Raw genomic sequence first — 23,062 nt, forward strand, 5'->3', positions numbered from 1 at the left:
TTGCCTGCTAAGGAGAGAGTTATGCTGGGATGGGTTATCACCTGCCACGATGAACAGGCGCAGGAAATACTGGATAAGCTTGAAGCCAGATTTGGCCCGCTGGTGCAATGCCGGGCGGTAAACTACTGGCGCGGGTTGAGCACCAACATGCTTAGCCGCATGATGTGCGATGCCCTGCATGAAACCGACACCGGTGATGGCGTGATCTTTCTTACCGATAAATCGGGCGCGGCGCCTTACCGCGCAGCCGCTTTGCTCAGCCATAAGCACGCGTGCTGTGAAGTGATCTCGGGTATTAACCTCTCCCTGCTGGCGTTAATGTATCCGCAGCGTGGATCCTTAAGCAGCGCTGAGTTTCGCCAGGCCATCGTGGCGCAGGGCGTTCCGGGCGTCAGCAGCTTGTGGCATCAGCAGCAAAAAAATCCTCCTTTCGTCCTGCTCCACGATTTGTATAAGAATTAAACGTTGGTATTGATGTCTCATTTGTTACAATAGCGGCAGTTTTCCGCACCGATTAAGACACCATGCTACCGCGCATTCTTTTCCTGCTATTGATGCTCATTTCCGGCGTCAGCTCAGCCAGTTTACTCAGCCAGCAAACGCTGCCTGCCCAGTACATGCAAACCACCGAAGACGCGGCGATCTGGGCACAGGTGGGAAACAGCGTGATCAACGTCGGTAACGTGCGCGCCGGGCAGATCCTGGCCGTCGTGCCCGCGGCGGCGGACTACTATGAATTTCGCTTCGGTTTTGGCACGGGTTTTATCGATAAAGGGCACCTGGAGCCGGTTCAGGGGAAACAGCGCGTTGAGGACAGCCTCGGCGATCTCAATAAACCCCTGAGCAATCAGAATCTCATTACCTGGAAAGACACGCCGGTCTATAACGCGCCGTCGAGCGGTAGCGCGCCGTTCGGCACATTAAGCGCCAATCTTCGCTATCCCATATTAAACAAACTGAAAGACCGCCTGAATCAGACCTGGTTTCAGATCCGCATCGGCAATCGTCTGGCGTGGATCAGCAGCCTGGATGCGCAGGAAGATAATGGACTTCCGGTTCTGACCTACCATCATATTTTGCGTGATGAAGAAAACACGCGCTTTCGACATACGTCCACGACCACCAGCGTACGTGCGTTTAACAACCAGATGGCCTGGTTACGCGATCAGGGCTATACCACCCTGACGATGTACCAGCTGGAAGGGTACGTGCGTAACAAAATGAACCTGCCTGCAAAATCGGTGGTAATAACCTTTGACGACGGCCTGAAATCCGTCAGCCGCTATGCCTATCCTGTGCTGAAAGAATACGGCTTCAAGGCTACCGCATTTATTATCTCTTCCCGCATTAAAGGCCACCCGCAGAAATGGGACCCCAAATCGCTGCAGTTTATGAGCGTGCAGGAGATAAAGGGCATTCAGGATGTATTTGATATTCAGTCACATACCCACTTCCTGCACCGCGTGGATGGGTATAAGCACCCGATTTTACTGAGCCGCAGCTATCACGTGATTTTGTTTGATTTTGAACGCTCGCGTCGCGCGCTGGCGCAGTTTAACCCGCGCGTGCTCTATCTTTCCTATCCGTTTGGCGGCTACGACAATAAAGCGATAAAGGCGGCAAATGATGCCGGTTTCCATCTTGCAGTGACGACGGTGAAAGGGAAGGTGAAGCCGGGGGATAATCCGTTCTTACTGAAACGCCTGTACATCTTAAGAACGGATTCGCTGGAAACAATGTCGCGGCTGATCAGCAATCAGCCGCAGGGATAATGCTTAAGCAACCTGAACCGGAATCGCCTTCGCGGTACGTTTCATGTCGTTGTCGCCTTCAAAATAGGCGACTTTCGGCTGCCAGCGGCGTGCCTCTTCATCAGACATCATCACGAAGCTGGCGATAATCACAATATCGCCCACGTCAGCGCAGTGCGCTGCCGCGCCGTTAACGGAGATGATTTTAGACCCGCGCTCGGCGGCGATGGCATAGGTTGAGAAACGTTTGCCGTTGTTAACGTTCCAGATATCAATCGCTTCGTTTTCAAGGATGCCCGCGGCATCAAGGAAATCCTGGTCGATGGCGCAGGAGCCTTCATAGTGCAGGTCGGCCTGGGTGACTTTCACACGGTGAAGCTTACCTTGCAGCATTTTGCGAATCATTACGTTTACCTTTCATCTTCCGGGTAGAGAAACCTACGCCAGTTCAACCACTTTGTTGTCGATTAGGCGCGCTTGACCAAGCCATGCCGCCACCAGAATGACCGCACGTTTGCTGGTCTGTGTAAGCTCCAGAAGCGTGTCGGCATCGCGAATTTGAATATCATCAGCGCGGAAGCCTTTATCGTTCAGCGCCTGTTCAGCCAGAGCAATAATCTCTTCGGCAGTTAACTCTTTCGCCAGAAGCTGTTCTGCCATGGTATTCATGACCTTGCTTAAGCCCGGCGCGATTTTACGCTGGTCGGCGGTCAGGTAGCCATTTCGCGAGCTGAGCGCCAGACCGTCTTTGGCGCGTACAATCGGTACGCCGACAATCTCGATATCGTAACCCATATCCGCAACCATCTTGCGGATCAGCGCCAGCTGTTGGAAATCTTTCTCACCGAAGCAGGCAACGTCCGGCTGCACAAGGTTGAACAGCTTGCTGACGATAGTGGAAACGCCGCGGAAATGACCCGGGCGGCTCGCGCCTTCGAGCATTGTGGAAATGCCCGGGACGTCAACGTAGGTTGCCTCTTCAGTACCCTGCGGGTAAACATCCGCCGGTGCAGGTGAGAAGACGATATCCGCATGGCGTTTTTTTAGCTTCTCGCAATCTTCCTGCAGGGTACGCGGATAGCGTGCCAGATCGTCGGCGCGGTCAAACTGCATTGGGTTAACGAAGATACTGACCACCACGATATCTGCACGGGCTCTTGCTTCGTCAACCAGCTTCATATGACCGTCATGCAGGTTGCCCATGGTCGGGACCAGTGCGATACGTTTACCTTCCTGACGCGCACGACGGATATGCTGGCGAAGCAGCGGCAGGGTTTCAATGATTAGCACAACGAGACTCCTTAATGGAAACTGTGTTCTTCACCCGGGTAAACACCGGATTCAACGTCGGCAATATACTGCCTGACCGCAGCGCGCATGTCGCCCGCTTCGGTGAGGAAATTTTTGGCAAATTTTGGAATATGTCCGCCAGTGATGCCAAAGGCGTCGTGCATCACCAGAATCTGACCGTCAGTCACGTTGCCCGCACCAATACCAATCACCGGAATCGACAGAGCTTCAGTAATGCGCTTCGCCAGCTCAACCGGCACGCACTCCAGCACCAGCAGTTGGGCACCTGCGGCTTCCAGCGCCAGGGCATCATCCAGCAGCGTCTGGGCTGCATCACCACGGCCCTGCACTTTATATCCACCAAAGATGTTGACGGATTGCGGCGTCAAACCCAAATGGCCGCACACCGGCACGGCACGCTCGGTGAGCATCTTCACCGTATCCACCAGCCAAGCGCCTCCTTCAACTTTGACCATATTAGCGCCCGCACGCATCACCGCTGCCGCGTTTTCAAATGCCTGCTCCGGCGTGGCGTAGGCCATAAACGGCAGATCGGAAAGCAGCAGGCAGGCTGGGGCGCCACGGCGCACGGCGCGGGTATGGTAAGCGATATCCTCAACCGTCACCGGCAGGGTGGAATCATGTCCTTGTACCGTCATCCCTAACGAATCTCCGACCAGCATGACGTTGATCCCCTCTTCGGCAAACAGTTTGGCGAAGCTGTAGTCATACGCGGTGATGGTGGCGAAGCGTTTTTTTTCCTGTTTGCATTTCTGCAGTAAGGAGATGGTGGTTGGTTTCATACTGTTTCCTGATAGCCCAAAGCGAATCTTTGCGCATTCTAACAGTAACATTCGAGGGAACAATGATTTTAGGTAACCGATTAGCCATAATTATTTTGAGGCTAATCAGCAAGGGAACCCGATCACCAGCGAGTGGGTCTTTCCGCGTTGAGGCTGTCCAGAATGGACTTGAGTGGGGTGCCATCCGGGAAGATAAGATCGGGGGCGACTTCAAACAGCGGCCAGAGCATAAACCCGCGATTTTTCATGTCGTAATGCGGAACGGTGAGACGTTCAGTGTTAATGGTCTCGTGACCAAACAGCATAATGTCGAGGTCCAGCGTGCGCGGTCCCCAGCGCTCGGCTTTGCGAACGCGGCCCTGCTGCAGTTCGATGCGCTGGGTATTGTCCAGCAGCTCTTCTGGGCCCAGTTCAGTCTCAAGGATCACGGCGGCGTTCAGATAATCAGGCTGATCCTGCGGACCCAACGGCGGAGTGCGGTAGAACGAGGAGACAGCCACAATCTTGCTTTGCGGGATCTCACCCAGCGCCTGTACGGCAGCATTCACCTGCTCCAGCGGAGAGGCTAAATTGCTGCCGATGGCGATATACGCGAGGGTCATGCTGTTCCTTCACGACGCGGCGCGCGTTTGCGCGGGCGACGATGACGGCGACGCGGTTCCGGCTCTTCATCCAGCCCGGTCAACATATCTTTCTGCTCTGGCGGGGCGGAGACCTGGAATTCAGCCCACCACTGCGCCAGACGCTGCAGCTCCTGGTTGCGTTCAATTTCCGCGCGCAGCGACAGGAGATCGAAGGCTGCGCGGAATTTAGGATGCTCCATCAGCTTCCAGGCGCGTTTGCCCTGACGACGGGACATGCGCAGCTGAAGCTGCCAGATGTCGCGCACCAGAGTGGTAATACGTTTCGGAATGGCGAGCGTGCGGCAGCCTTCGTCGAGCACGTCGTTGGCGGCCAGCGCGAACGCATCGTAATAGGCGAGTCCGCTCTCCTGGGTAATGCGCTGGGCCGTTTCCAGCAGGGGATACCAGAACATCGCGGCAAACAGGAACGCCGGGTTCACGCGCATGTCGTTGCGAATGCGGGTATCGGTATTTTTCAGCACCTGCGCAATCATCCGCTCCATTGGGCTGTCACCGTTTTCGGTGAAGTAGCGGGTAATGGTCGGGAACAGCGGCTGGAACAGGTTGTATTCACGCAGCAGATTGTAGGTTTCAAAGCCGTGGCCGGCCTGCAGCAGCTTCAGGGCCTCTTCGAACAGGCGGGCAGGGGGCACGTCGTTAATCAGCGTCGCCAGGCGCGGAATAGGCTCTGCCGTTTCCGGGCTGATGCGCATGTTCAGCTTGGCGGCGAAACGCACGGCGCGCAGCATACGCACGGGATCTTCACGATAGCGCGTTTCCGGCGTGCCGATCAGACGGATCAGACCTTCTTTCAGGTCCTGCATGCCGCCGACGTAATCGCGCACGGTGAAATCCGCCACGCTGTAATAAAGGCTATTGATGGTGAAGTCGCGACGCTGGGCATCTTCTTCGATGGACCCGAAGATATTGTCACGCAGCAGCATACCGTTCTGGCCGCGCTGTGACGTAGTGCGATCGGACGCGCCGGCTTCGTGGTGGCCGCGGAAGGTTGCCACTTCGATAATTTCCGGGCCAAACATCACGTGAGCCAGACGGAAACGGCGGCCAACGAGACGGCAGTTACGGAATAGTTTGCGCACCTGCTCAGGCGTGGCGCTGGTCGTCACGTCGAAATCTTTCGGTTTTTTGCCCAGCAGTAAATCACGCACTCCACCGCCTACGAGATAGGCCTCGTAGCCCGCTTTATTCAGACGATAGAGCACCTTGAGGGCATTTTCACTGATATCTTTGCGGGAAATTGTGTGCTGCTCACGCGGGATAACCGACATGTGTGGCTGTGCAATAGCATCGTTCGCCATGCTCTCTTCGCGGCTTAGCACTTTACGGCAAAAATTAGCGACTCGGGTAAAAATGGTACACCTCGTAGTGTGTTTTGTTATGAAAAAAGCGGCTAATCATAGCTCAGCGCAACGCATTTGAGAATGCTGGATTTTTGGCACTGCCGCGAGCGTCCAGTTGGCAACGGCCATTTTCAGCAGTTCGTCAATACGCAGATCCTGCCATTCGTTAGTTACATTCTGGTTGAGAAACCGCAGCGCGTCGATCAAAACAGGACGCGGATCGCCCTCTGGCAGGGCCGGGGCGTGGTTCTGCTTTGACAATTTTAAGCCCTGCGCATTAACCGCCAGCGGCAGATGAATGTAATCCGGGGCCGTCCAGCCAAACTGGTGATACAGCGATATTTGTCGCACGGTGGGCTCGACCAGATCCGCCCCGCGCACAATCTCCGTCACGCCCTGAAAACGATCGTCGACGACCACAGCCAGGTTGTAGGCGAAAAGGCCGTCACGACGGTGAATAATAAAATCCTCACGCGCCAGACGTTCATCGGCATGAATCTCACCGGAGAGGAGATCGTTAAAGCGCGTCACCGGGGAGCGCTGCTTGATGCGCACGGCGGCATTTTCCGGGGGAAGGTTGAGCGTACGACAGTGACCATCATAGACCCCTCCTACGCTCTGGATACGGGCGCGGGTGCAGGTGCAGTTATAGGAAAGCCCCCGATCGCGAAGCCAGGCCAGACGTTCCCGATAAGCATCGTGACGTTTTGACTGCCAGAGCACCTCGTCATCCCAGTGAAGACCGTAATGTTCCAGCTGACGCAGAATAGTCTCTGCTGCACCGGGAACTTCACGCGGAGGGTCAATATCTTCAATGCGGACAAGCCATTTTCCCCGGCGGGCGCGAGCCTGCAGGTAGCTGCCGAGCGCGGCAATTAATGAGCCGAAGTGTAATTCACCGGAAGGAGATGGCGCGAAGCGCCCAATATAGTGTGATTCAGACATATCAACAGTAACAAGGCGGGAGAGACTCCCGCCTTTGGAGTGTGTAAACAGCGCTGGTGTTAACCGGCCATCTGTTTTTCGCGGATTTCGGCCAGCGTTTTACAGTCGATGCACAGATCGGCGGTTGGACGCGCTTCCAGGCGACGAATACCGATTTCAACACCGCAGGATTCGCAGTAGCCAAAATCTTCGTCTTCGACTTTTTTCAGCGTTTTCTCGATCTTTTTGATCAGTTTGCGTTCGCGGTCACGGTTACGCAGTTCGAGGCTGAACTCTTCTTCCTGAGCGGCACGGTCTACCGGATCCGGGAAGTTGGCAGCTTCATCCTGCATATGAGTAACGGTGCGATCGACTTCATCCCTGAGTTGATTACGCCATGCTTCAAGAATACGCTTGAAGTGCGACAGCTGGGCTTCGTTCATATACTCTTCGCCCGGCTTCTCTTGATACGGCTCCACCCCAGCGATGGCGAGAATACTCAGGGACGATGTTTTACGGTTTTGCCCTTCTTGCATGTTGCTTCTCCTTAACACGCACTATCGATCCCCGTGTTGGGGGAAAAATCAGGTCGCTATAAATAGCAGATGCTTTTCCGTATGGCAATTATCTAAACGTAACACTTGACAAGCCTGTGAGGAAAAGCGTATTTGCGCACGCGGCCAGAACACTTATTCGTCAATCGTCTAATCCCTTATAAGACAATGGGAAGAGAGGATCTCAGAGTCATATTATCGGCAGAAAGTTCCGCTTTATAAGCGAAAACCTCTACCCCCTGCTTTTGTGCCTCATTCAACAATTGCGCGTATTTAGGGTCAATATGGCGGGCAGGGGAGAAACGTTCAATGGCTGAATGCAATACTGCAAACAGCAATACGGCGCGTTTGCCCGCCGCCGCAACACTCATTAGCTCTCGCAGATGCTTCTGGCCACGTAGCGTTACCGCATCCGGGAAGTAGCCATTTTCCTGTTCCGCTAACGTCACTGATTTCACTTCAATATAGCACTCCGGCCTGTCTTCCGCCTGTAACATGAAGTCAATTCTGCTGCCCTCATCGCCATATTTCACTTCACTTTTATGCGTGCCATATCCCACCAGTTCGGGAATTGTGCCAAGGGTCAGCGCTTCCTTAACCAGCTGATTGGCGCGCTGGGTATTAACGCAAATAAATGCCCCGTTTTGAGTTTCGGTCATTTCCCAGGTATGGGCATATTTCCGTTTACTATTTTCTGATGTGGAATACCAGACCCTGTCACCCGGCGTCGCACATCCCGTCATGGCACCGGTATTGGGGCAGTGCAGGGTGAGCTGAACCCCTTCGGGGGTAATCACGTCGGCGAGGAAGCGTTTGTAGCGTTGGATTAACGTGGCGTGCTGCAGAGGAGGACTAAACTTCATCAGAATTCCTTTCGGTGTTGCCCAGCGTCCAGCGCTGTAGTGGCGTATAGCGGGTGCGTCCCTGTGCAAAGACGGATTCATAAAGCGCGAATGTGTTGACCGGAAACGCCCAGTGAAAACCCGGCGGCGGGATGGCAACGGCCTGACCGGCATCGCGCAGCAGCGTGATATGCGGATGAAACGGCTGTGGGCTCTGATAACAGCCGCTGCGCGCCGCCTGCGCGCGCAGCATGTTCGCCAGCTGCAATAATCCGCGCGGCGGCTGGCGCGTTCCCAGCCAGACCACGCGCGAACGCAGCCACTGGCCCGCGTCGTCAAGTTGCAGCGTAAATTCCGGCTGGGCAATACGCCCGGCCATTGCGGCTAATGCCCGCTGTTTTTCGGCGCTGACGTCGCCCAAAAAGGCCAGCGTCAGGTGCAGGTTAGCCGCCGCAACAGGACGGCCTGCTTCCGGCGTGAAGTTGTCAGCACGCCAGCGAACAATTTGACGCTGTATCGTGGTGGGCAATTCAATGGCAAAAAACAGCCGTTTCGACTCAGGCATACGGAGGACTCGGTAATGATATGCGCCGATGCTACAATGTACGCCGACTAATGTTAACCCTCTGGAGCTGTTAGTGTCCTCATTGCCGGTCGTCGTCGTTCTTCCTGACCTTCTCGCTGCCTTACGCCACTCCCCGCAGGTTTTGCTGAATGCCCCGACGGGGGCGGGTAAGTCCACCTGGCTGCCGCTGCAGATTCTGAAAGACGGGAACATCAGCGGGAAAATTATCCTGCTGGAGCCGCGCAGGCTGGCCGCGCGCAACGTGGCGCAGCGCCTGGCGGAGCTGCTGAATGAAAAACCGGGCGAAACGGTAGGTTACAGGATGCGTGCCGAGACCTGCGTTGGCCCGACCACGCGTCTTGAAGTGGTCACCGAGGGCATTCTTACCCGCATGCTGCAAAACGATCCGGAGCTGAACGGCGTTGGGCTGGTGATCCTGGATGAATTCCACGAGCGCAGCCTGCAGGCGGATCTGGCCCTCGCGCTGTTGCTGGACGTTCAGCAGGGGCTGCGCGACGATCTCCGGCTTTTGATAATGTCGGCCACGCTGGACAATGAGCGGCTACGGCAGGCGCTACCCGATGCGCCTGTTATCAGCTCTGAAGGGCGGGCGTATCCCGTTGAACGCCGCTATCAACCGCTTCCGACCCATCAGCGTTTTGACGAAGCGGTCGCCATCGCAACCGCAGAACTGCTGCGTCAGGAACCCGGCTCGCTGCTATTGTTTTTGCCGGGTGTCGGTGAGATCCAGCGCGTGCAGGAGCAGCTTTCTACCCGCGTAGGCGGCGATATGCTGCTTTGCCCGCTTTACGGCGCGCTGTCACTGCAGGAGCAGCGTAAAGCTATCCTTCCTGCCCCGGTGGGGCAGCGCAAGGTGGTGCTGGCAACCAACATTGCTGAAACCAGTTTGACCATTGAAGGTATTCGCCTGGTGGTGGATAGCGCGCAGGAGCGGGTGGCAAGCTTTGACCCGCGTACCGGGCTGACTAAACTCCTGACGCAGCGCATCAGCCAGGCGTCGATGGTGCAGCGCGCTGGCCGAGCGGGGCGTCTTGAGCCGGGTATCTGCCTGCATTTGACCAGCGCGGAACAGGCTGAACGTGCTGCACAGCAAAGCTCGCCGGAAATTTTACAAAGTGATTTGTCTGGTCTGGTGATGGATCTACTCCAGTGGGGCTGCCCGAACCCTGAGCAGCTCACCTGGCTCAATCCTCCCCCTGTCGTAAACCTCACCGCTGCGCGCACGTTGCTGACGCAGCTTGGCGCGCTGGAAGGCGAGCGTCTGACGGCGCGCGGCCAGAAAATGGCGGCGCTGGGCAACGATCCGCGTCTGGCCGCGATGCTGGTGGCTGCGCAAGGGGAAGATGAAATTGCCACGGCGGCAAAACTGGCGGCTATTCTTGAGGAGCCGCCGCGTGGAGGCAACAGCGATCTGGGGCAGGCTTTTTCGCGCAATCAGGGAAACTGGCAGCAGCGGGCGCAGCAGCTGAGCAAACGCCTGAATAGCCGGGGAGGAGCGCCTGACAGCGATAAGATTGCCTTCCTGCTGGCCCAGGGCTTCCCTGACAGGATTGCGCGTCGGCGCGGGCTGGACGGTCGCTACCAGCTGGCAAACGGCATGGGTGCGATGCTGGACAGCGATGACGCCCTGACGCGTCACGAGTGGCTGATTGCGCCGCTCCTGCTGCAGGGTAGCCATTCTCCGGATGCGCGTATCCTGCAGGCGATAGCCGTAGATATTGACGCCCTGACGCGTACCTGTCCGCAGCTGCTTCAGCAATCTGATACCGTGGAATGGGATGACGCCCAGGGCACGCTGAAGGCGTTTCGTCGCAGCCAGATTGGGAAATTGACTTTAGGAACGAAGCCGCTGGCGAAGCCGTCGGAAGAAGAGCTGCATCAGGCGATGCTGAATGGCATTCGGGAAAAAGGGTTGAGTGCCCTGAACTGGACGCCGGAAGCGGATCAGTACCGCATTCGTCTGCACTGCGCCGCGAAGTGGCTGCCGGAATACGGTTGGCCTGCGGTGGATGACGAGACGCTGCTCGCTACGCTTGAGCGCTGGCTACTGCCGCAAATGAGCGGCGTGCACTCCCTGCGAGCCCTTAAGGCGCTTGATGTTAAGACCGCGTTACAGAATTTACTGGACTGGTCATTACGTCAACGTCTGGATAGTGAACTGCCAGGGCATTACACTGTGCCGACCGGAAGCCGGATTGCCATCCGTTATCATGAGGATAATCCGCCGGCGCTGGCGGTTCGGATGCAGGAAATGTTTGGTGAAGCCACCACGCCGTCCATTGCGGAAGGGCGCGTGCCGTTAGTGCTTGAGCTGCTCTCCCCTGCGCATCGTCCATTGCAGATCACCCGAGATTTGGGGGCGTTCTGGGCGGGAAGCTACCGTGAAGTGCAGAAAGAGATGAAGGGGCGATACCCCAAACATGTCTGGCCGGACGATCCGGCGAATACGGCGCCGACGCGGCGAACGAAGAAATATTCGTGAAAGGGGAGTGCGGCCTGATGCCCTCACCCCGCCCCTCTCCTGCGGGGAGAGGGAGAAAACACATTTTGAGAGATTTCTTCTTTCACAGGCCTGTGAAAGAAAAGAAAATCTGGCCTTTGCGCCTGAAAGTTGCGGAGAAAAAGCATGGCGGGGAATGACCGCGAGCCAATAGGACGTAAGGGAAAACCAGCGCGTCCGGCGAAAGAAAAGGTAAGCCGTCGTCGCCTCAGAGATGAGGACTATGACGATGACTATGAAGACGATTATGAGGATGAAGAACCGATGCCGCGTAATGGAAAAGGCAAAGGGCGTAAGCCTCGGGGCAAGCGCGGCTGGTTCTGGCTGCTGCTGAAGCTGTTTATTGTTTTTGTCGTGCTGATGGCGATTTACGGCGTGTATCTCGATCAGAAGATCCGCAGCCGTATCGACGGTAAAGTCTGGCAGCTACCTGCGGCAGTGTATGGCCGTATGGTGAACCTTGAGCCAGATATGTCCATCACGAAAAACGAGATGGTTAAACTGCTGGAAGCCACCCAGTATCGTCAGGTGTCAAAAATGACGCGCCCTGGCGAATTTACCGTGCAGGCGAACAGCATTGAGATGATCCGTCGTCCGTTTGATTTCCCGGACAGCAAAGAGGGTCAGGTGCGCGCGCGTCTGACCTTTGACGGCGATCGTCTGGATACCATCGAGAACATGGATAACAACCGTCAGTTCGGTTTCTTCCGTCTAGATCCGCGTCTGATCACCATGCTCTCGTCGGCAAACGGCGAGCAGCGTCTTTTCGTGGCGCGTAATGGCTTCCCGGATCTGCTGGTCGATACCCTGCTGGCAACCGAAGACCGTCACTTCTACGAGCACGATGGCATCAGCCTCTACTCGATTGGTCGTGCGGTGCTGGCTAACCTGACTGCCGGTCGGACCGTGCAGGGGGCGAGTACGCTGACCCAGCAGCTGGTGAAGAACCTGTTCCTCTCCAGCGAACGCTCTTACTGGCGCAAAGCGAACGAAGCCTACATGGCCGTGCTGATGGATGCGCGCTACAGCAAGGATCGTATCCTTGAGCTGTACATGAACGAGGTGTATCTCGGTCAGAGCGGCGATAACGAAATCCGCGGCTTCCCGCTGGCGAGCCTGTACTACTTTGGTCGTCCGGTGGAAGAGCTGAGCCTGGACCAGCAGGCGCTGCTGGTGGGCATGGTGAAAGGGGCGTCCATTTATAACCCGTGGCGTAACCCGAAACTTGCGCTGGAGCGTCGTAACCTGGTGCTGCGTCTGCTGCAACAACAGCAGGTGATCGACCAGGAGCTGTACGACATGCTGAGCGCGCGTCCACTCGGGGTCCAGCCGCGCGGTGGGGTGATCTCGCCTCAGCCTGCGTTTATGCAGCTGGTGCGTCAGGAGCTGCAAAGCAAGCTTGGCGATAAGGTCAAAGATCTCTCCGGCGTGAAGATCTTCACCACCTTTGACTCCGTGGCGCAGGATGCGGCAGAAAAAGCGGCGGTAGAAGGCATTCCGGCGCTGAAGAAACAGCGTAAGCTCTCCGATCTGGAAACCGCGATGGTGGTGGTTGACCGTAACACCGGGGAAGTTCGCGCGATGGTGGGCGGTGCCGAGCCGCAGTATGCTGGCTATAACCGCGCCATGCAGGCGCGTCGCTCAATCGGTTCTCTGGCAAAACCAGCAACCTATCTCACTGCCCTGAGTCAGCCAAATCAGTATCGCCTGAATACCTGGATTGCGGATGCGCCGATCTCCCTGCGCCAGCCCAACGGCCAGGTCTGGTCACCGCAGAACGATGATAAACAGTTCAGCGGGCAGGTCATGCTGGTGGATGCGTTGACCCGTTCCATGAACGTGCCAACGGTGAACCTGGGCATGTCGCTGGGCCTGCCGGCGATTGTCGATACCTGGCAAAAACTTGGCGTGGCGAAAGATCAGCTGCACCCGGTACCGGCGATGATCCTGGGCGCGCTTAACCTGACGCCGATCGAAGTGGCGCAGGCGTTCCAGACTATTGCCAGCGGGGGTAACCGCGCGCCGCTGTCTGCCCTGCGTTCGGTGATTGCCGAAGATGGCTCCGTACTGTATCAGAGCTTCCCGCAGGCGGAGCGTGCAGTTCCTGCTCAGGCCGCCTATATGACGCTGTGGACGATGCAGCAGGTAGTGCAGCGCGGTACCGGGCGTCAGCTGGGTGCGAAGTATCCCGGCCTGCATCTGGCAGGTAAGACCGGGACCACCAACAATAACGTCGATACCTGGTTTGCCGGGATTGATGGCCGTGAAGTGGTGATCACCTGGGTAGGCCGCGATAACAACCAGCCGACCAAGCTGTACGGGGCGAGCGGGGCGATGTCGATTTACCAGCGCTATCTGGCAAATCAGTCCCCGGTGCCGCTGAACCTTGTCGCGCCGGAAGATATCGTCGATATGGGCGTGGACAGCTCCGGTAACTTCGTCTGCGGCGGCGGAATGCGTACTCTGCCGGTCTGGACAACCAACCCGGATTCCCTGTGCCAGCTGAGCCAGCCTGAACAGCCGACCGGTAACCCGTTCGACCAGTCTTCTCAGCCACAGCAGCCGCAGCAGCAACAGCAGCAGCAGCAGAATGAGAAGAAAGACAGCGACGGTGTTGCGGGCTGGATTAAAGACATGTTCGGCGGTAACTAACCTTGTAAAGCCCTCTTCCCCGGAAGGGGGCTTTTTTTACCCGTAGACCTCATTTCGTTAACCCTCGTTTTAACTCTGATTAACCCTTCGTTTTCTCTTGATGATTTCTTAAACCCTTAATTCTCATAGGGCCGCTTACTGCTTGCTATGCAACCAGCGTTTCGCATATTATTCTGGCGCTCATAATAATAATTCTCGTTTACGTTATCATTCACTTTCACATCAGAGATTCAACATGGCGCTTTCCAATACTGCTCAGCCAATGAACACGTCGCTGCGTAAACTCGCGGTCGTCGTCGCTACAGCGGTTGCCGGCATGTCAACTTATGCACATGCTGCCGAAACCCCGAAAAAAGAAGAAACCATTACGGTAACAGCAGCTCCTGCGGCACAGGAAAGTGCCTGGGGCCCTGCTGCTACCATCGCCGCAAGGCAATCCGCGACCGGAACCAAAACGGATACCCCTATTCAAAAGGTTCCGCAGTCTATTTCTGTCGTCACTGCCGAAGAGATGGCGCTGCATCAGCCGCGCTCGGTGAAAGAAGCCCTGAGCTATACGCCGGGCGTTGCGGTAGGCACGCGCGGTGCGTCTAACACCTATGACTATCTGATTATTCGCGGCTTCGCAGCCGATGGTCAGACGCAGAATAACTACCTCGACGGCATGAAAATGCAGGGGAACTTCTATAACGACGCGGTGATTGATCCTTATATGCTGGAGCGCGCCGAGATCATGCGCGGTCCGGTTTCCGTTCTGTACGGTAAAAGCAGCCCTGGCGGGTTGCTGAACATGGTCAGTAAGCGCCCAACAACCGAGCCCCTGAAAGAGATCCAGTTCAAAGTCGGCACGGACAGCCTGTTCCAGACCGGGTTCGACTTTAGCGATGCAATCGACGATGACGGCGTTTACTCTTACCGTTTAACGGGCGTTGCGCGTTCTAATAATTCCCAGCAGGAAGGTAAGGGCGAGCAGCGTTACGCCATCGCGCCATCGTTCTCCTGGCGTCCGGATGATAAAACCACCTTCACGTTCCTCTCCTATTTCCAGAACGAACCTGAAACGGGCTACTACGGCTGGCTGCCAAAAGAGGGAACGGTTGATCCGCTGCCGAACGGCGATCGTCTGCCGACGAACTTCAACGAAGGCGCGAAGAACAATACCTATTCCCGTAACCAGAAAATGGTGGGATACAGCTTCGACCACGAGTTCAACGATAGCTTTACCGTGCGTCAGAACCTGCGCTATGCGCAGAATAAAACTTCCCAAAACAGCGTCTACGGCTACGGCATGTGTTCCGATCCGCTCTACTCGAGTAATCCGGCATCCAGCCCTTGCGCGAGCGTTCCTCAGTCGCAGTGGGGTCATACGCTGACTCGCCAGTATGTGATCGATAATGAGAAGCTGGAAAACTTCACTGTTGATACGCAGTTGCAGAGCAAGTTCGCGACAGGTTCACTCGATCATACTCTGCTGACTGGGGTGGATTTCATGCGCATGCGTAATGACATCGACTCGTGGTTCGGCTATGCCGGTTCCGTTGCGCCATCTGATATCTATAACCTCGATCGTAGCGATTTCGATTTCGGTTCACATCCTGGACCGTCAGGTGCCTATCAGGTGTTGAACAAGCAAAAACAGACCGGCGTTTACGCTCAGGATCAAATTGAGTGGGACAAAGTCCTGGTAACCCTGGGCGGTCGTTATGACTGGGCCGATCAGGAATCCTACAACCGCGTGACGAACACCACCTCCAAACGTGATGATACCCAGTTCACCTGGCGCGGTGGCGTTAACTACCTGTTTGATAACGGTATAACCCCGTACTTTAGCTATAGCGAGTCGTTTGAACCGGCTTCTCAGACCGGAGCGAACGGCAACGTCTTTGCACCGTCTAAAGGCAAACAGTACGAAGCGGGCGTGAAATACGTGCCGAACGATCGTCCGATCGTCGTCACCGGTGCGTTGTACCAGTTGACCAAAACCAACAACCTGATGGCGGACCCGGCGGGCTCCTTCTTCTCGGTACAGGGTGGTGAAATCCGCGCGCGTGGCGTAGAGGTGGAAGCGAAAGCGGCACTGTCTGCGAGCGTTAACCTGGTGGGTTCTTATACCTATACCGATGCCGAATACACCACAGACACCACTTATAAAGGCAACACGCCTGCTCAGGTTCCAAAACACATGGCATCGCTGTGGGGTGATTACACGCTGTTTGACGGTGCGCTGTCTGGCCTGACGCTGGGTACCGGCGTGCGTTACACGGGTTCAAGCTATGGCGATCCGGCGAACTCCTTTAAAGTAGGCAGCTACACCGTTGTCGATGCGCTGGTCAGATACGATCTGGCACGCGTTGGCATGGCTGGCTCAAACGTCGCGCTACACGTGAATAACCTGTTCGATCGTGAGTACGTTGCCAGCTGCTTTAATACTTACGGCTGCTTCTGGGGTGCTGAACGTCAGGTTGTTGCCACCGCGACCTTCCGCTTCTAATCTCTCTTCGGGCACGGTTCGCCGTGCCCTTTTTATTTAAGTTGGCTGATATGCAGGATAATCAAACGCAACCCGACACCACCTTTACGCTTAACCATCTCTCCTTTCGCGTACCCGGGCGCACCTTGCTGCATCCGTTCTCTTTGACGTTTCCCGCAGGTAAAGTCACTGGCCTGATTGGTCATAACGGTTCCGGTAAATCGACGCTGCTCAAGATGCTGGGGCGCCATCAGCCGCCTTCTGAAGGCGATATTCTGCTGGATGATCAGCCGCTGGAGAGCTGGAGCAGCAAAGCGTTTGCCCGCAAAGTGGCCTATCTGCCGCAGCAGCTGCCGCAGGCGGAAGGGATGACGGTGCGTGAGCTGGTGGCAATTGGGCGTTATCCCTGGCACGGGGCGCTTGGGCGCTTTGGCGTTGCTGACAGAGAGAAAGTGGAAGAGGCGATTGCGCTGGTCGGGCTGAAACCGCTGGCGCACCGTCTGGTGGATAGCCTGTCCGGCGGCGAACGCCAGCGCGCGTGGATTGCGATGCTGGTGGCGCAGGACAGCCGCTGCCTGCTGCTGGATGAGCCAACCTCCGCGCTGGATATTGCCCATCAGGTCGACGTGCTGGCGCTGGTGCACCGCTTAAGCCAGGAACGTGGTCTGACGGTCATTGCGGTCCTGCACGATATCAACATGGCGGCACGCTACTGTGACTACCTTGTTGCGCTGCGCGGTGGCGAAATGATTGCGCAGGGTACACCATCCGAGCTGATGCGCAGCGAAACGCTGGAACATATTTACGGTATTCCGATGGGTATTCTGCCTCACCCGGCCGGGGCTGCACCGGTGAGCTTTGTCTACTGATGCTGAATAACACACGCATTAGCCGCCGTCGCCTGCTGACGGCGATGGCCCTTTCACCGCTGCTGTTAAAAATGAATACGGCGCGTGCTGCCACCGTCGATCCGCACCGTATTGTGGCTCTGGAGTGGCTGCCGGTCGAACTGATGATGGCGCTCGGCGTCACGCCCTACGGCGTCGCGGACATTCCCAACTATAACCTCTGGGTGAACGAGCCAAAGCTGCCGGACTCGGTAATCGACGTCGGCCTGCGAACGGAGCCAAACCTTGAGCTGCTCACCCAGATGAAACCCTCGTTCCTGTTCTGGTCTGCGGGCTACGGTCCCTCAGAGGAGGTCATGGCGCGCATTGCGCCCGGGCGCGGATTCGCTTTCAGCGACGGTAAAAAACCGCTGGCCGTAGCGAAAAATTCGATTAACGAGATGGCGCATTTCCTCAACCGCGAGGTGGAGGCCAAAAAACACCTCGACGAATTTGATGCCCTGCTCGACTCCCTGAAGCCGCGCTTTGCTCACCGGGGCGATCGTCCGCTGCTGATGGTGACGCTGCTGGATGCCCGCCATATGCTGGTCTTCGGTAAAAACTGTCTTTTCCAGGAGGTGCTGGACAGCTTCGGCATTCGTAATGCCTGGGAAGGGGAGATGACGTTCTGGGGCAGTACCGCCGTGGGTATCGACCGTCTGGCGGCGTTTCGCGACGTGGACGTGCTGTGTTTCGACCACGGCAACGAACGCGACATGCAAACCCTGATGGCGACTCCGCTCTGGCAGGCGATGCCGTTTGTGCGCGAGAAGCGCTTCCAGCGCGCTCCGGCGGTCTGGTTCTACGGCGCGACGCTGTCGGCCATGCATTTTGCCCGCGTGCTTGATAACGCTCTGGGAGGTAAAGCATGAGTACGCGTATCGCCCGTTTCCCGGCGCTTCTGCTGATGCTGATTTTTCTTGCCGCGCTGGCGTTAACCGGGTTCAACCTCTCTGCCGCGTTACCTCGCGCGCAATGGGGAGCCGCGCTGGCCTCGCCGGATATCGACAATATTCAGCAGATGCTGTTCCACTACAGCCTGCTGCCGCGTCTGGCAATCTCCCTGTTAGTCGGTGCCGGTTTAGGGCTGGTGGGCGTGCTGTTCCAGCAGGTTTTACGTAACCCGCTGGCAGAGCCAACCACGCTCGGCGTCGCGACCGGCGCACAGCTTGGGATCACCATCACCACCCTGTGGACGCTGCCGGGAGCGTTAACCTCGCAGTTTGCGGCACTCGCGGGTGCGTGCGTGGTGGGCGCGCTGGTCTTTGGCGTGGCCTGGGGCAAACGCCTTTCTCCCGTGACGCTTATCCTGGCCGGGCTGGTGGTGAGCCTGTACTGCGGGGCGATTAACCAGCTGCTGGTGTTGTTCCATCACGATCGGCTGCAAAGCATGTTCCTGTGGAGTACCGGCACGCTCACCCAGACCGACTGGAGCGTGGTGGCGCATCTGTGGCCACAGCTGGCCGGCGGCGTCGTGCTGACGCTGCTACTCCTGCGTCCCCTGACGCTCATGGGGCTGGATGACGGCGTGGCGCGAAACCTGGGGCTGGCGCTGTCGCTGGCTCGCCTGGCGGCGCTGACGCTGGCGATTGTACTGAGCGCCCTGCTGGTGAACGCGGTCGGCATCATCGGGTTTATCGGCCTGTTCGCGCCGCTGCTGGCGAAAATGCTCGGTGCGCGTCGTTTGCTGGCGCGTCTGCTGCTGGCCTCGCTAATTGGGGCGCTGATCCTCTGGCTTTCCGATCAGCTCATTCTGTGGCTGGCGCGGGTCTGGAGGGAGGTGTCCACCGGATCGGTCACGGCGCTTATCGGTGCGCCGCTGCTGCTGTGGCTGCTGCCGCGCCTGCGCAGCATGAGCGCGCCGGCGATGGATGCGGGCGGTAAAGTCTATGCGGAACGCCAGTCGGTGCTGTGGTTTAGCCTTGCCGGCCTGGCGGTGCTGGTTATCGCCTCGTTTACCGCGCTCGCGTTTGGGCGCGATGCGGCGGGCTGGCACTGGGCAACGGGCGATTTACTCAACGAACTGCTGCAGTGGCGCTGGCCGCGTATCTTCGCCGCGCTGATCGCCGGCGTGATGCTGGCGGTGGCGGGGTGCATTATTCAGCGTCTGACCGGCAACCCAATGGCAAGCCCGGAAGTGCTCGGGATCAGCTCCGGCGCCGCCTTTGGCGTGGTGCTGATGCTGTTCTTTGTGCCGGGCAATGCGTTTGGCTGGCTGATGCCTGCCGGGAGTATCGGTGCGGCGGCCACGCTGATGATTATCCTGATGGCTGCCGGTCGCGGCGGATTTTCCCCGCACCGGATGCTGCTGGCCGGGATGGCGCTCAGCACCGCATTTACGATGCTCCTGATGATGCTGCAGGCGAGCGGCGATCCGCGCATGGCGAAGATCCTGACCTGGATTTCTGGCTCAACGTACGGTGCCACCGGCAGTCAGGTTGTCTGGTCCGGGATCGTGTTGATCGTGCTGCTGGCGATTGTGCCGCTGTGCCGTCGCTGGCTGACTATCCTGCCGCTCGGCGGTGAAACGGCGCGGGCGGTGGGAATGGCGCTGACCCCAGCGCGCGTGGCCCTGCTGCTGCTGGCGGCGTGCCTGACGGCTGTGGCAACCATGACTATCGGACCGCTGAGCTTTGTTGGGTTGATGGCGCCGCACATTGCCCGAATGATGGGATTCCGCCGAACGATGCCGCATATTGTGATGTCTGCCCTCACGGGCGGGGTCATGCTGGTGTTTGCGGACTGGTGCGGAAGAATGGTGCTGTTCCCGTATCAGATCCCGGCGGGTCTGCTGTCGACCTTCATTGGCGCGCCGTATTTTATTTATCTGTTGAGAAAGCAGAGCCGCTAATAAAAGTAAACGGCAATCCTGAGATTGCCGTTTTAGGGTTTGCTCCCTCTCCCCGTGGGAGAGGGTTGGGGTGAGGGCATCAAGCCGCACATCTTACAGCTTCGCAAACACCTTACGCGCCGCGTCGATGGTGTTATTGATATCTGCTTCGCTGTGCGCCACGGACATGAAGCCCGCTTCGAACGCGGACGGCGCCAGGTACACGCCTTCTTCCAGCATCAGGTGGAAGAAGCGCTTGAAGCGTTCGACGTCGCACTTCACCACGTCCTGATAGCAGGTCACGGTTTTCGCATCGGTGAAGAAAATCCCGAACATCCCGCCCACGTGGTTAACGACCAGCGGAATACCGGCTTCCTCTGCCGCTTCAAGCAGGCCGTTTGCCAGCTGCGTGGTACGGTCGGTCAGGGTTTCATGAATCCCCGGCTGAGCGACTTCGTTCAGGCAGGCGAAGCCCGCCGCCATCGCGATTGGGTTACCGGAGAGCGTGCCCGCCTGGTAAACCGGACCGGTTGGCGCCAGGGCTTCCATAACGTCCTTACGGCCACCGAATGCCCCGACCGGCATGCCGCCGCCGATGATTTTGCCGAGGCAGGTCAGGTCCGGCTCGACGTTGTAGTAAGACTGGGCACCCGCCAGCGCCACGCGGAAGCCGGTCATGACTTCATCGATGATCAGCAGCGCGCCGAACTCGTCGCACAGGGCACGCAGTCCCGGCAGGAAGTCAGGCTGCGGTGGAATGCAGTTCATGTTGCCGGCAACCGGCTCAACGATGATGCAGGCGATCTCCTGCGGATACTGCTCGAACGCCGCGCGAACGGTAGCAAGATCGTTGTAGGTGCAGGTCAGGGTGTGCTTCGCGAAATCTGCCGGTACGCCCGGGGAGTTCGGCTGGCCGAGCGTCAGCGCGCCGGAACCGGCTTTCACCAGCAGGCAGTCCGCATGACCATGGTAACAGCCTTCAAACTTGATGATTTTATCGCGGCCGGTAAAACCGCGCGCCAGGCGGATGGCGCTCATGGTGGCTTCGGTACCGGAGTTCACCATACGCACCATGTCCATGGTAGGCACCAGTTCAGTCACCAGCTCCGCCATTTTCACTTCCATTTCGGTTGGCGCGCCGAAGCTCAGGCCGCGCTGGGCGGCTTCAATTACCGCGTTACGAATAGCCGGGTGGTTGTGACCCAGCACCATCGGGCCCCAGGAGCCGACGTAATCGATATAGGCTTTGCCATCGACATCATACAGATACGCGCCGTCAGCACGTTCGATAAACAGCGGTGTACCGCCCACGCCGGTGAAGGCGCGCACAGGTGAGTTCACGCCACCCGGAATAAGCTCGCGGGCTGCACTGTAGAGGTTTTCAGACTTGCTCATGGCGTCGTTCCTGGTTCGTATAAAATGGTTAAGCCCACTATTCTAAGTGATTCGGGGATGGTTATGAAATTTTTAGCCGGGTAATGCTTTAAGATTTGTTAAGTAATTTTCAGGAGACGGTAGGGCAGTCTCTGGTAAAATCCTCGCGGCTTTTTGTATGACGAATAAGAACAGGACATGAAATCAGATTCTCCGTCTTTTGAAGAACAACAGTTTACGCGCGCTCAGCACCGAATCAGCATTCGGCGGCTGCTTAACCGCGATAAAACGCCGCTGGCGATCCTTCTGGCTGCTGCCGTGGTGGGAACACTCGCCGGGCTGGTGGGCGTGGCGTTTGAAAAAGCGGTTAATGCCGTGCTCAACTGGCGAGTGGGCACCGTGGCAGGTTTCGCCAATAGCGAATGGCTGGTCTGGGTGTGGGCATTCGGGCTGTCTGCGCTGTTTGCCATGGTGGGGTATTTTCTGGTGCGTAAATTCGCGCCGGAAGCAGGGGGATCGGGCATCCCGGAAATTGAAGGCGCGCTGGAGGAGCTGCGTCCGGTGCGCTGGTGGCGGGTGATTCCGGTTAAGTTCATCGGCGGCATGGGTACGCTGGGCGCGGGAATGGTACTCGGACGGGAAGGACCCACGGTTCAGCTGGGCGGGAACGTCGGCCGCATGGTGGGCGATCTCTTTCGGATGCGCAGCGCCGAAGCGCGCCATACGCTGCTGGCGACCGGCGCGGCGGCGGGGCTGTCGGCGGCGTTTAACGCGCCGCTGGCGGGCATTTTGTTCATCATCGAAGAGATGCGCGCGCAGTTTCGCTACAACCTGATCTCGATTAAAGCGGTGTTTACCGGCGTCATTATGTCGAGCATTGTCTTCCGCCTTTTTAATGGCGAAGGGGCGGTAATTGAAGTGGGGAAACTGACCAATGCGCCGGTCAACACCCTGTGGCTTTATCTGATCCTCGGCATGATTTTTGGCGTGGTGGGGCCGCTGTTTAACACCTTTATCCTGCGCGCTCAGGATATGTTTCAGCGCATTCACGGCGGCAACACGACGAAATGGGTGCTGATGGGGGGGCTGCTGGGCGGCATGTGCGGCGTGCTTGGGTTCATCGAGCCGAATGCCGCGGGCGGTGGCTTCGGGCTGATACCCATTGCGGCTGCGGGGAATTTCAGCGTAGGCCTGCTGCTGTTTATGTTTATCTCCCGCGTCATTACTACGGTATTGTGCTTCTCCTCGGGCGCGCCGGGAGGGATTTTCGCCCCGATGCTGGCGCTGGGTACGCTGCTCGGCACCGCGTTTGGTATGGCGGCTGAAGCGGGGTTTCCCGCCTATCATCTTGACGCCGGGACGTTTGCCGTCTCCGGAATGGGGGCGCTGTTGGCCGCGTCCCTTCGTGCGCCGTTGACCGGGATAGTGCTGGTGCTGGAGATGACGGACAATTACCAGCTCATTTTGCCAATGATCATTACCTGTCTCGGCGCGACACTATTAGCCCAGTTCCTGGGTGGAAAACCGCTATACTCCACCATCCTTGCGCGTACTCTGGCAAAACAAGAGGCGGAGCGGGCCGCCGCGCAGAATACTTGAATGAATTACCAGGGTA

General features: G+C 57.5%; 19 protein-coding genes. 9 read left to right on the forward strand and 10 right to left on the reverse strand.

All coding sequences use genetic code 11. The features are described from left to right. The first annotated feature begins 21 nt into the window (after positions 1–21). The gene (locus FOY93_RS03845) at positions 22–462 is read left to right on the forward strand and encodes a PTS sugar transporter subunit IIA (RefSeq protein ID WP_133293795.1); all 441 of its coding nucleotides are present in this window, start codon (positions 22–24) and stop codon (positions 460–462) included. A gap of 62 nt (positions 463–524) precedes the next feature. After that, on the forward strand, positions 525–1,772 hold the full coding sequence (locus tag FOY93_RS03850; protein WP_115876423.1) for a polysaccharide deacetylase family protein: 1,248 nt from the start codon (positions 525–527) through the stop codon (positions 1,770–1,772). Between the two features lie 3 nt (positions 1,773–1,775). Here FOY93_RS03850 and panD read toward each other — a convergent pair whose 3' ends face one another. The 9 genes from panD to thpR all read right to left on the reverse strand — a co-directional run bounded on the left by panD (position 1,776) and on the right by thpR (position 8,713). Further along, positions 1,776–2,156, reverse strand: coding sequence for an aspartate 1-decarboxylase (panD, locus tag FOY93_RS03855; protein ID WP_006810068.1), 381 nt, complete (start codon positions 2,154–2,156; stop codon positions 1,776–1,778). Between the two features lie 33 nt (positions 2,157–2,189). After that, positions 2,190–3,041 carry a pantoate--beta-alanine ligase gene (panC, locus tag FOY93_RS03860; protein ID WP_111964013.1) on the reverse strand — a complete coding sequence of 284 codons (852 nt, stop codon included), beginning with the start codon at positions 3,039–3,041 and terminating at the stop codon, positions 2,190–2,192. An 11-nt stretch (positions 3,042–3,052) separates the two neighbouring features. Beyond that, positions 3,053–3,844, reverse strand: coding sequence for a 3-methyl-2-oxobutanoate hydroxymethyltransferase (gene panB, locus FOY93_RS03865; protein ID WP_045401071.1), 792 nt, complete (start codon positions 3,842–3,844; stop codon positions 3,053–3,055). Positions 3,845–3,966: 122 nt separating this feature from the next. Beyond that, on the reverse strand, positions 3,967–4,446 hold the full coding sequence (folK, locus tag FOY93_RS03870; RefSeq protein ID WP_143344655.1) for a 2-amino-4-hydroxy-6-hydroxymethyldihydropteridine diphosphokinase: 480 nt from the start codon (positions 4,444–4,446) through the stop codon (positions 3,967–3,969). Further along, complete coding sequence (gene pcnB / locus FOY93_RS03875; RefSeq protein WP_072254544.1) at positions 4,443–5,840, reverse strand: polynucleotide adenylyltransferase PcnB; 1,398 nt, start codon at positions 5,838–5,840, stop codon at positions 4,443–4,445. The genes folK and pcnB overlap by 4 nt, the downstream gene beginning before the upstream one ends. Before the next feature lie 42 nt (positions 5,841–5,882). Continuing rightward, a complete protein-coding gene (gluQRS, locus tag FOY93_RS03880; RefSeq protein WP_143344656.1) occupies positions 5,883–6,773 on the reverse strand; it encodes a tRNA glutamyl-Q(34) synthetase GluQRS in 891 nt (296 codons plus the stop codon). 59 nt (positions 6,774–6,832) lie between these two features. Further along, positions 6,833–7,288 (reverse strand): RNA polymerase-binding protein DksA, encoded by a 456-nt coding sequence (gene dksA / locus FOY93_RS03885; protein WP_001155232.1) that lies wholly within the window; start codon positions 7,286–7,288, stop codon positions 6,833–6,835. 176 nt (positions 7,289–7,464) lie between these two features. Then, positions 7,465–8,169: a DNA/RNA nuclease SfsA gene (sfsA, locus tag FOY93_RS03890; protein ID WP_023310436.1), complete on the reverse strand. Its 705-nt coding sequence runs from the start codon at positions 8,167–8,169 to the stop codon at positions 7,465–7,467. Beyond that, the gene (gene thpR / locus FOY93_RS03895; protein ID WP_136195602.1) at positions 8,159–8,713 is read right to left on the reverse strand and encodes an RNA 2',3'-cyclic phosphodiesterase; all 555 of its coding nucleotides are present in this window, start codon (positions 8,711–8,713) and stop codon (positions 8,159–8,161) included. Before thpR ends, sfsA begins: the two co-directional genes overlap by 11 nt. Positions 8,714–8,786: 73 nt before the next feature. On the opposite strand from thpR, the gene hrpB reads away from it, so the two are divergent. The 6 genes from hrpB to fhuB all read left to right on the forward strand — a co-directional run bounded on the left by hrpB (position 8,787) and on the right by fhuB (position 20,094). After that, positions 8,787–11,216 carry an ATP-dependent helicase HrpB gene (gene hrpB, locus FOY93_RS03900; protein ID WP_143344657.1) on the forward strand — a complete coding sequence of 810 codons (2,430 nt, stop codon included), beginning with the start codon at positions 8,787–8,789 and terminating at the stop codon, positions 11,214–11,216. Between the two features lie 144 nt (positions 11,217–11,360). Continuing rightward, a complete protein-coding gene (gene mrcB / locus FOY93_RS03905) occupies positions 11,361–13,886 on the forward strand; it encodes a bifunctional glycosyl transferase/transpeptidase (RefSeq protein ID WP_143344658.1) in 2,526 nt (841 codons plus the stop codon). Between the two features lie 235 nt (positions 13,887–14,121). Further along, positions 14,122–16,377 carry a ferrichrome porin FhuA gene (gene fhuA / locus FOY93_RS03910; protein WP_133293805.1) on the forward strand — a complete coding sequence of 752 codons (2,256 nt, stop codon included), beginning with the start codon at positions 14,122–14,124 and terminating at the stop codon, positions 16,375–16,377. Positions 16,378–16,427: 50 nt separating this feature from the next. After that, complete coding sequence (gene fhuC, locus FOY93_RS03915) at positions 16,428–17,225, forward strand: Fe3+-hydroxamate ABC transporter ATP-binding protein FhuC (protein WP_133293806.1); 798 nt, start codon at positions 16,428–16,430, stop codon at positions 17,223–17,225. Then, positions 17,225–18,115, forward strand: coding sequence for a Fe(3+)-hydroxamate ABC transporter substrate-binding protein FhuD (fhuD, locus tag FOY93_RS03920; RefSeq protein WP_127729652.1), 891 nt, complete (start codon positions 17,225–17,227; stop codon positions 18,113–18,115). Before fhuC ends, fhuD begins: the two co-directional genes overlap by 1 nt. Further along, positions 18,112–20,094 (forward strand): Fe(3+)-hydroxamate ABC transporter permease FhuB, encoded by a 1,983-nt coding sequence (gene fhuB / locus FOY93_RS03925; protein WP_143344659.1) that lies wholly within the window; start codon positions 18,112–18,114, stop codon positions 20,092–20,094. Before fhuD ends, fhuB begins: the two co-directional genes overlap by 4 nt. A gap of 93 nt (positions 20,095–20,187) precedes the next feature. Here the strand turns inward: fhuB and hemL are convergent, their stop codons facing one another. After that, positions 20,188–21,468, reverse strand: a complete 1,281-nt coding sequence (hemL, locus tag FOY93_RS03930) for a glutamate-1-semialdehyde 2,1-aminomutase (protein ID WP_143344660.1) — start codon at positions 21,466–21,468, stop codon at positions 20,188–20,190. Positions 21,469–21,645: 177 nt separating this feature from the next. On the opposite strand from hemL, the gene clcA reads away from it, so the two are divergent. Next, complete coding sequence (clcA, locus tag FOY93_RS03935; RefSeq protein ID WP_143344661.1) at positions 21,646–23,046, forward strand: H(+)/Cl(-) exchange transporter ClcA; 1,401 nt, start codon at positions 21,646–21,648, stop codon at positions 23,044–23,046. The last annotated feature ends 16 nt before the right edge of the window (positions 23,047–23,062 follow it).

The organism is Enterobacter sp. 18A13, from assembly GCF_007035975.1.
Classification (GTDB): domain Bacteria; phylum Pseudomonadota; class Gammaproteobacteria; order Enterobacterales; family Enterobacteriaceae; genus Enterobacter; species Enterobacter vonholyi.

Coding starts and splice junctions, on each gene's coding strand:
- FOY93_RS03845 (WP_133293795.1), top strand. CDS start 22: ATGCTGGGATGGGTTATCACCTGCCACGATGAACAGGCGCAGGAAATA.
- FOY93_RS03850 (WP_115876423.1), top strand. CDS start 525: ATGCTACCGCGCATTCTTTTCCTGCTATTGATGCTCATTTCCGGCGTC.
- fhuC (WP_133293806.1), top strand. CDS start 16,428: ATGCAGGATAATCAAACGCAACCCGACACCACCTTTACGCTTAACCAT.
- fhuD (WP_127729652.1), top strand. CDS start 17,225: ATGCTGAATAACACACGCATTAGCCGCCGTCGCCTGCTGACGGCGATG.
- clcA (WP_143344661.1), top strand. CDS start 21,646: ATGAAATCAGATTCTCCGTCTTTTGAAGAACAACAGTTTACGCGCGCT.
- panD (WP_006810068.1), bottom strand. CDS start 2,156: ATGATTCGCAAAATGCTGCAAGGTAAGCTTCACCGTGTGAAAGTCACC.
- hemL (WP_143344660.1), bottom strand. CDS start 21,468: ATGAGCAAGTCTGAAAACCTCTACAGTGCAGCCCGCGAGCTTATTCCG.
- folK (WP_143344655.1), bottom strand. CDS start 4,446: ATGACCCTCGCGTATATCGCCATCGGCAGCAATTTAGCCTCTCCGCTG.
- fhuB (WP_143344659.1), top strand. CDS start 18,112: ATGAGTACGCGTATCGCCCGTTTCCCGGCGCTTCTGCTGATGCTGATT.
- gluQRS (WP_143344656.1), bottom strand. CDS start 6,773: ATGTCTGAATCACACTATATTGGGCGCTTCGCGCCATCTCCTTCCGGT.
- thpR (WP_136195602.1), bottom strand. CDS start 8,713: ATGCCTGAGTCGAAACGGCTGTTTTTTGCCATTGAATTGCCCACCACG.
- dksA (WP_001155232.1), bottom strand. CDS start 7,288: ATGCAAGAAGGGCAAAACCGTAAAACATCGTCCCTGAGTATTCTCGCC.
- fhuA (WP_133293805.1), top strand. CDS start 14,122: ATGGCGCTTTCCAATACTGCTCAGCCAATGAACACGTCGCTGCGTAAA.
- sfsA (WP_023310436.1), bottom strand. CDS start 8,169: ATGAAGTTTAGTCCTCCTCTGCAGCACGCCACGTTAATCCAACGCTAC.
- mrcB (WP_143344658.1), top strand. CDS start 11,361: ATGGCGGGGAATGACCGCGAGCCAATAGGACGTAAGGGAAAACCAGCG.
- panB (WP_045401071.1), bottom strand. CDS start 3,844: ATGAAACCAACCACCATCTCCTTACTGCAGAAATGCAAACAGGAAAAA.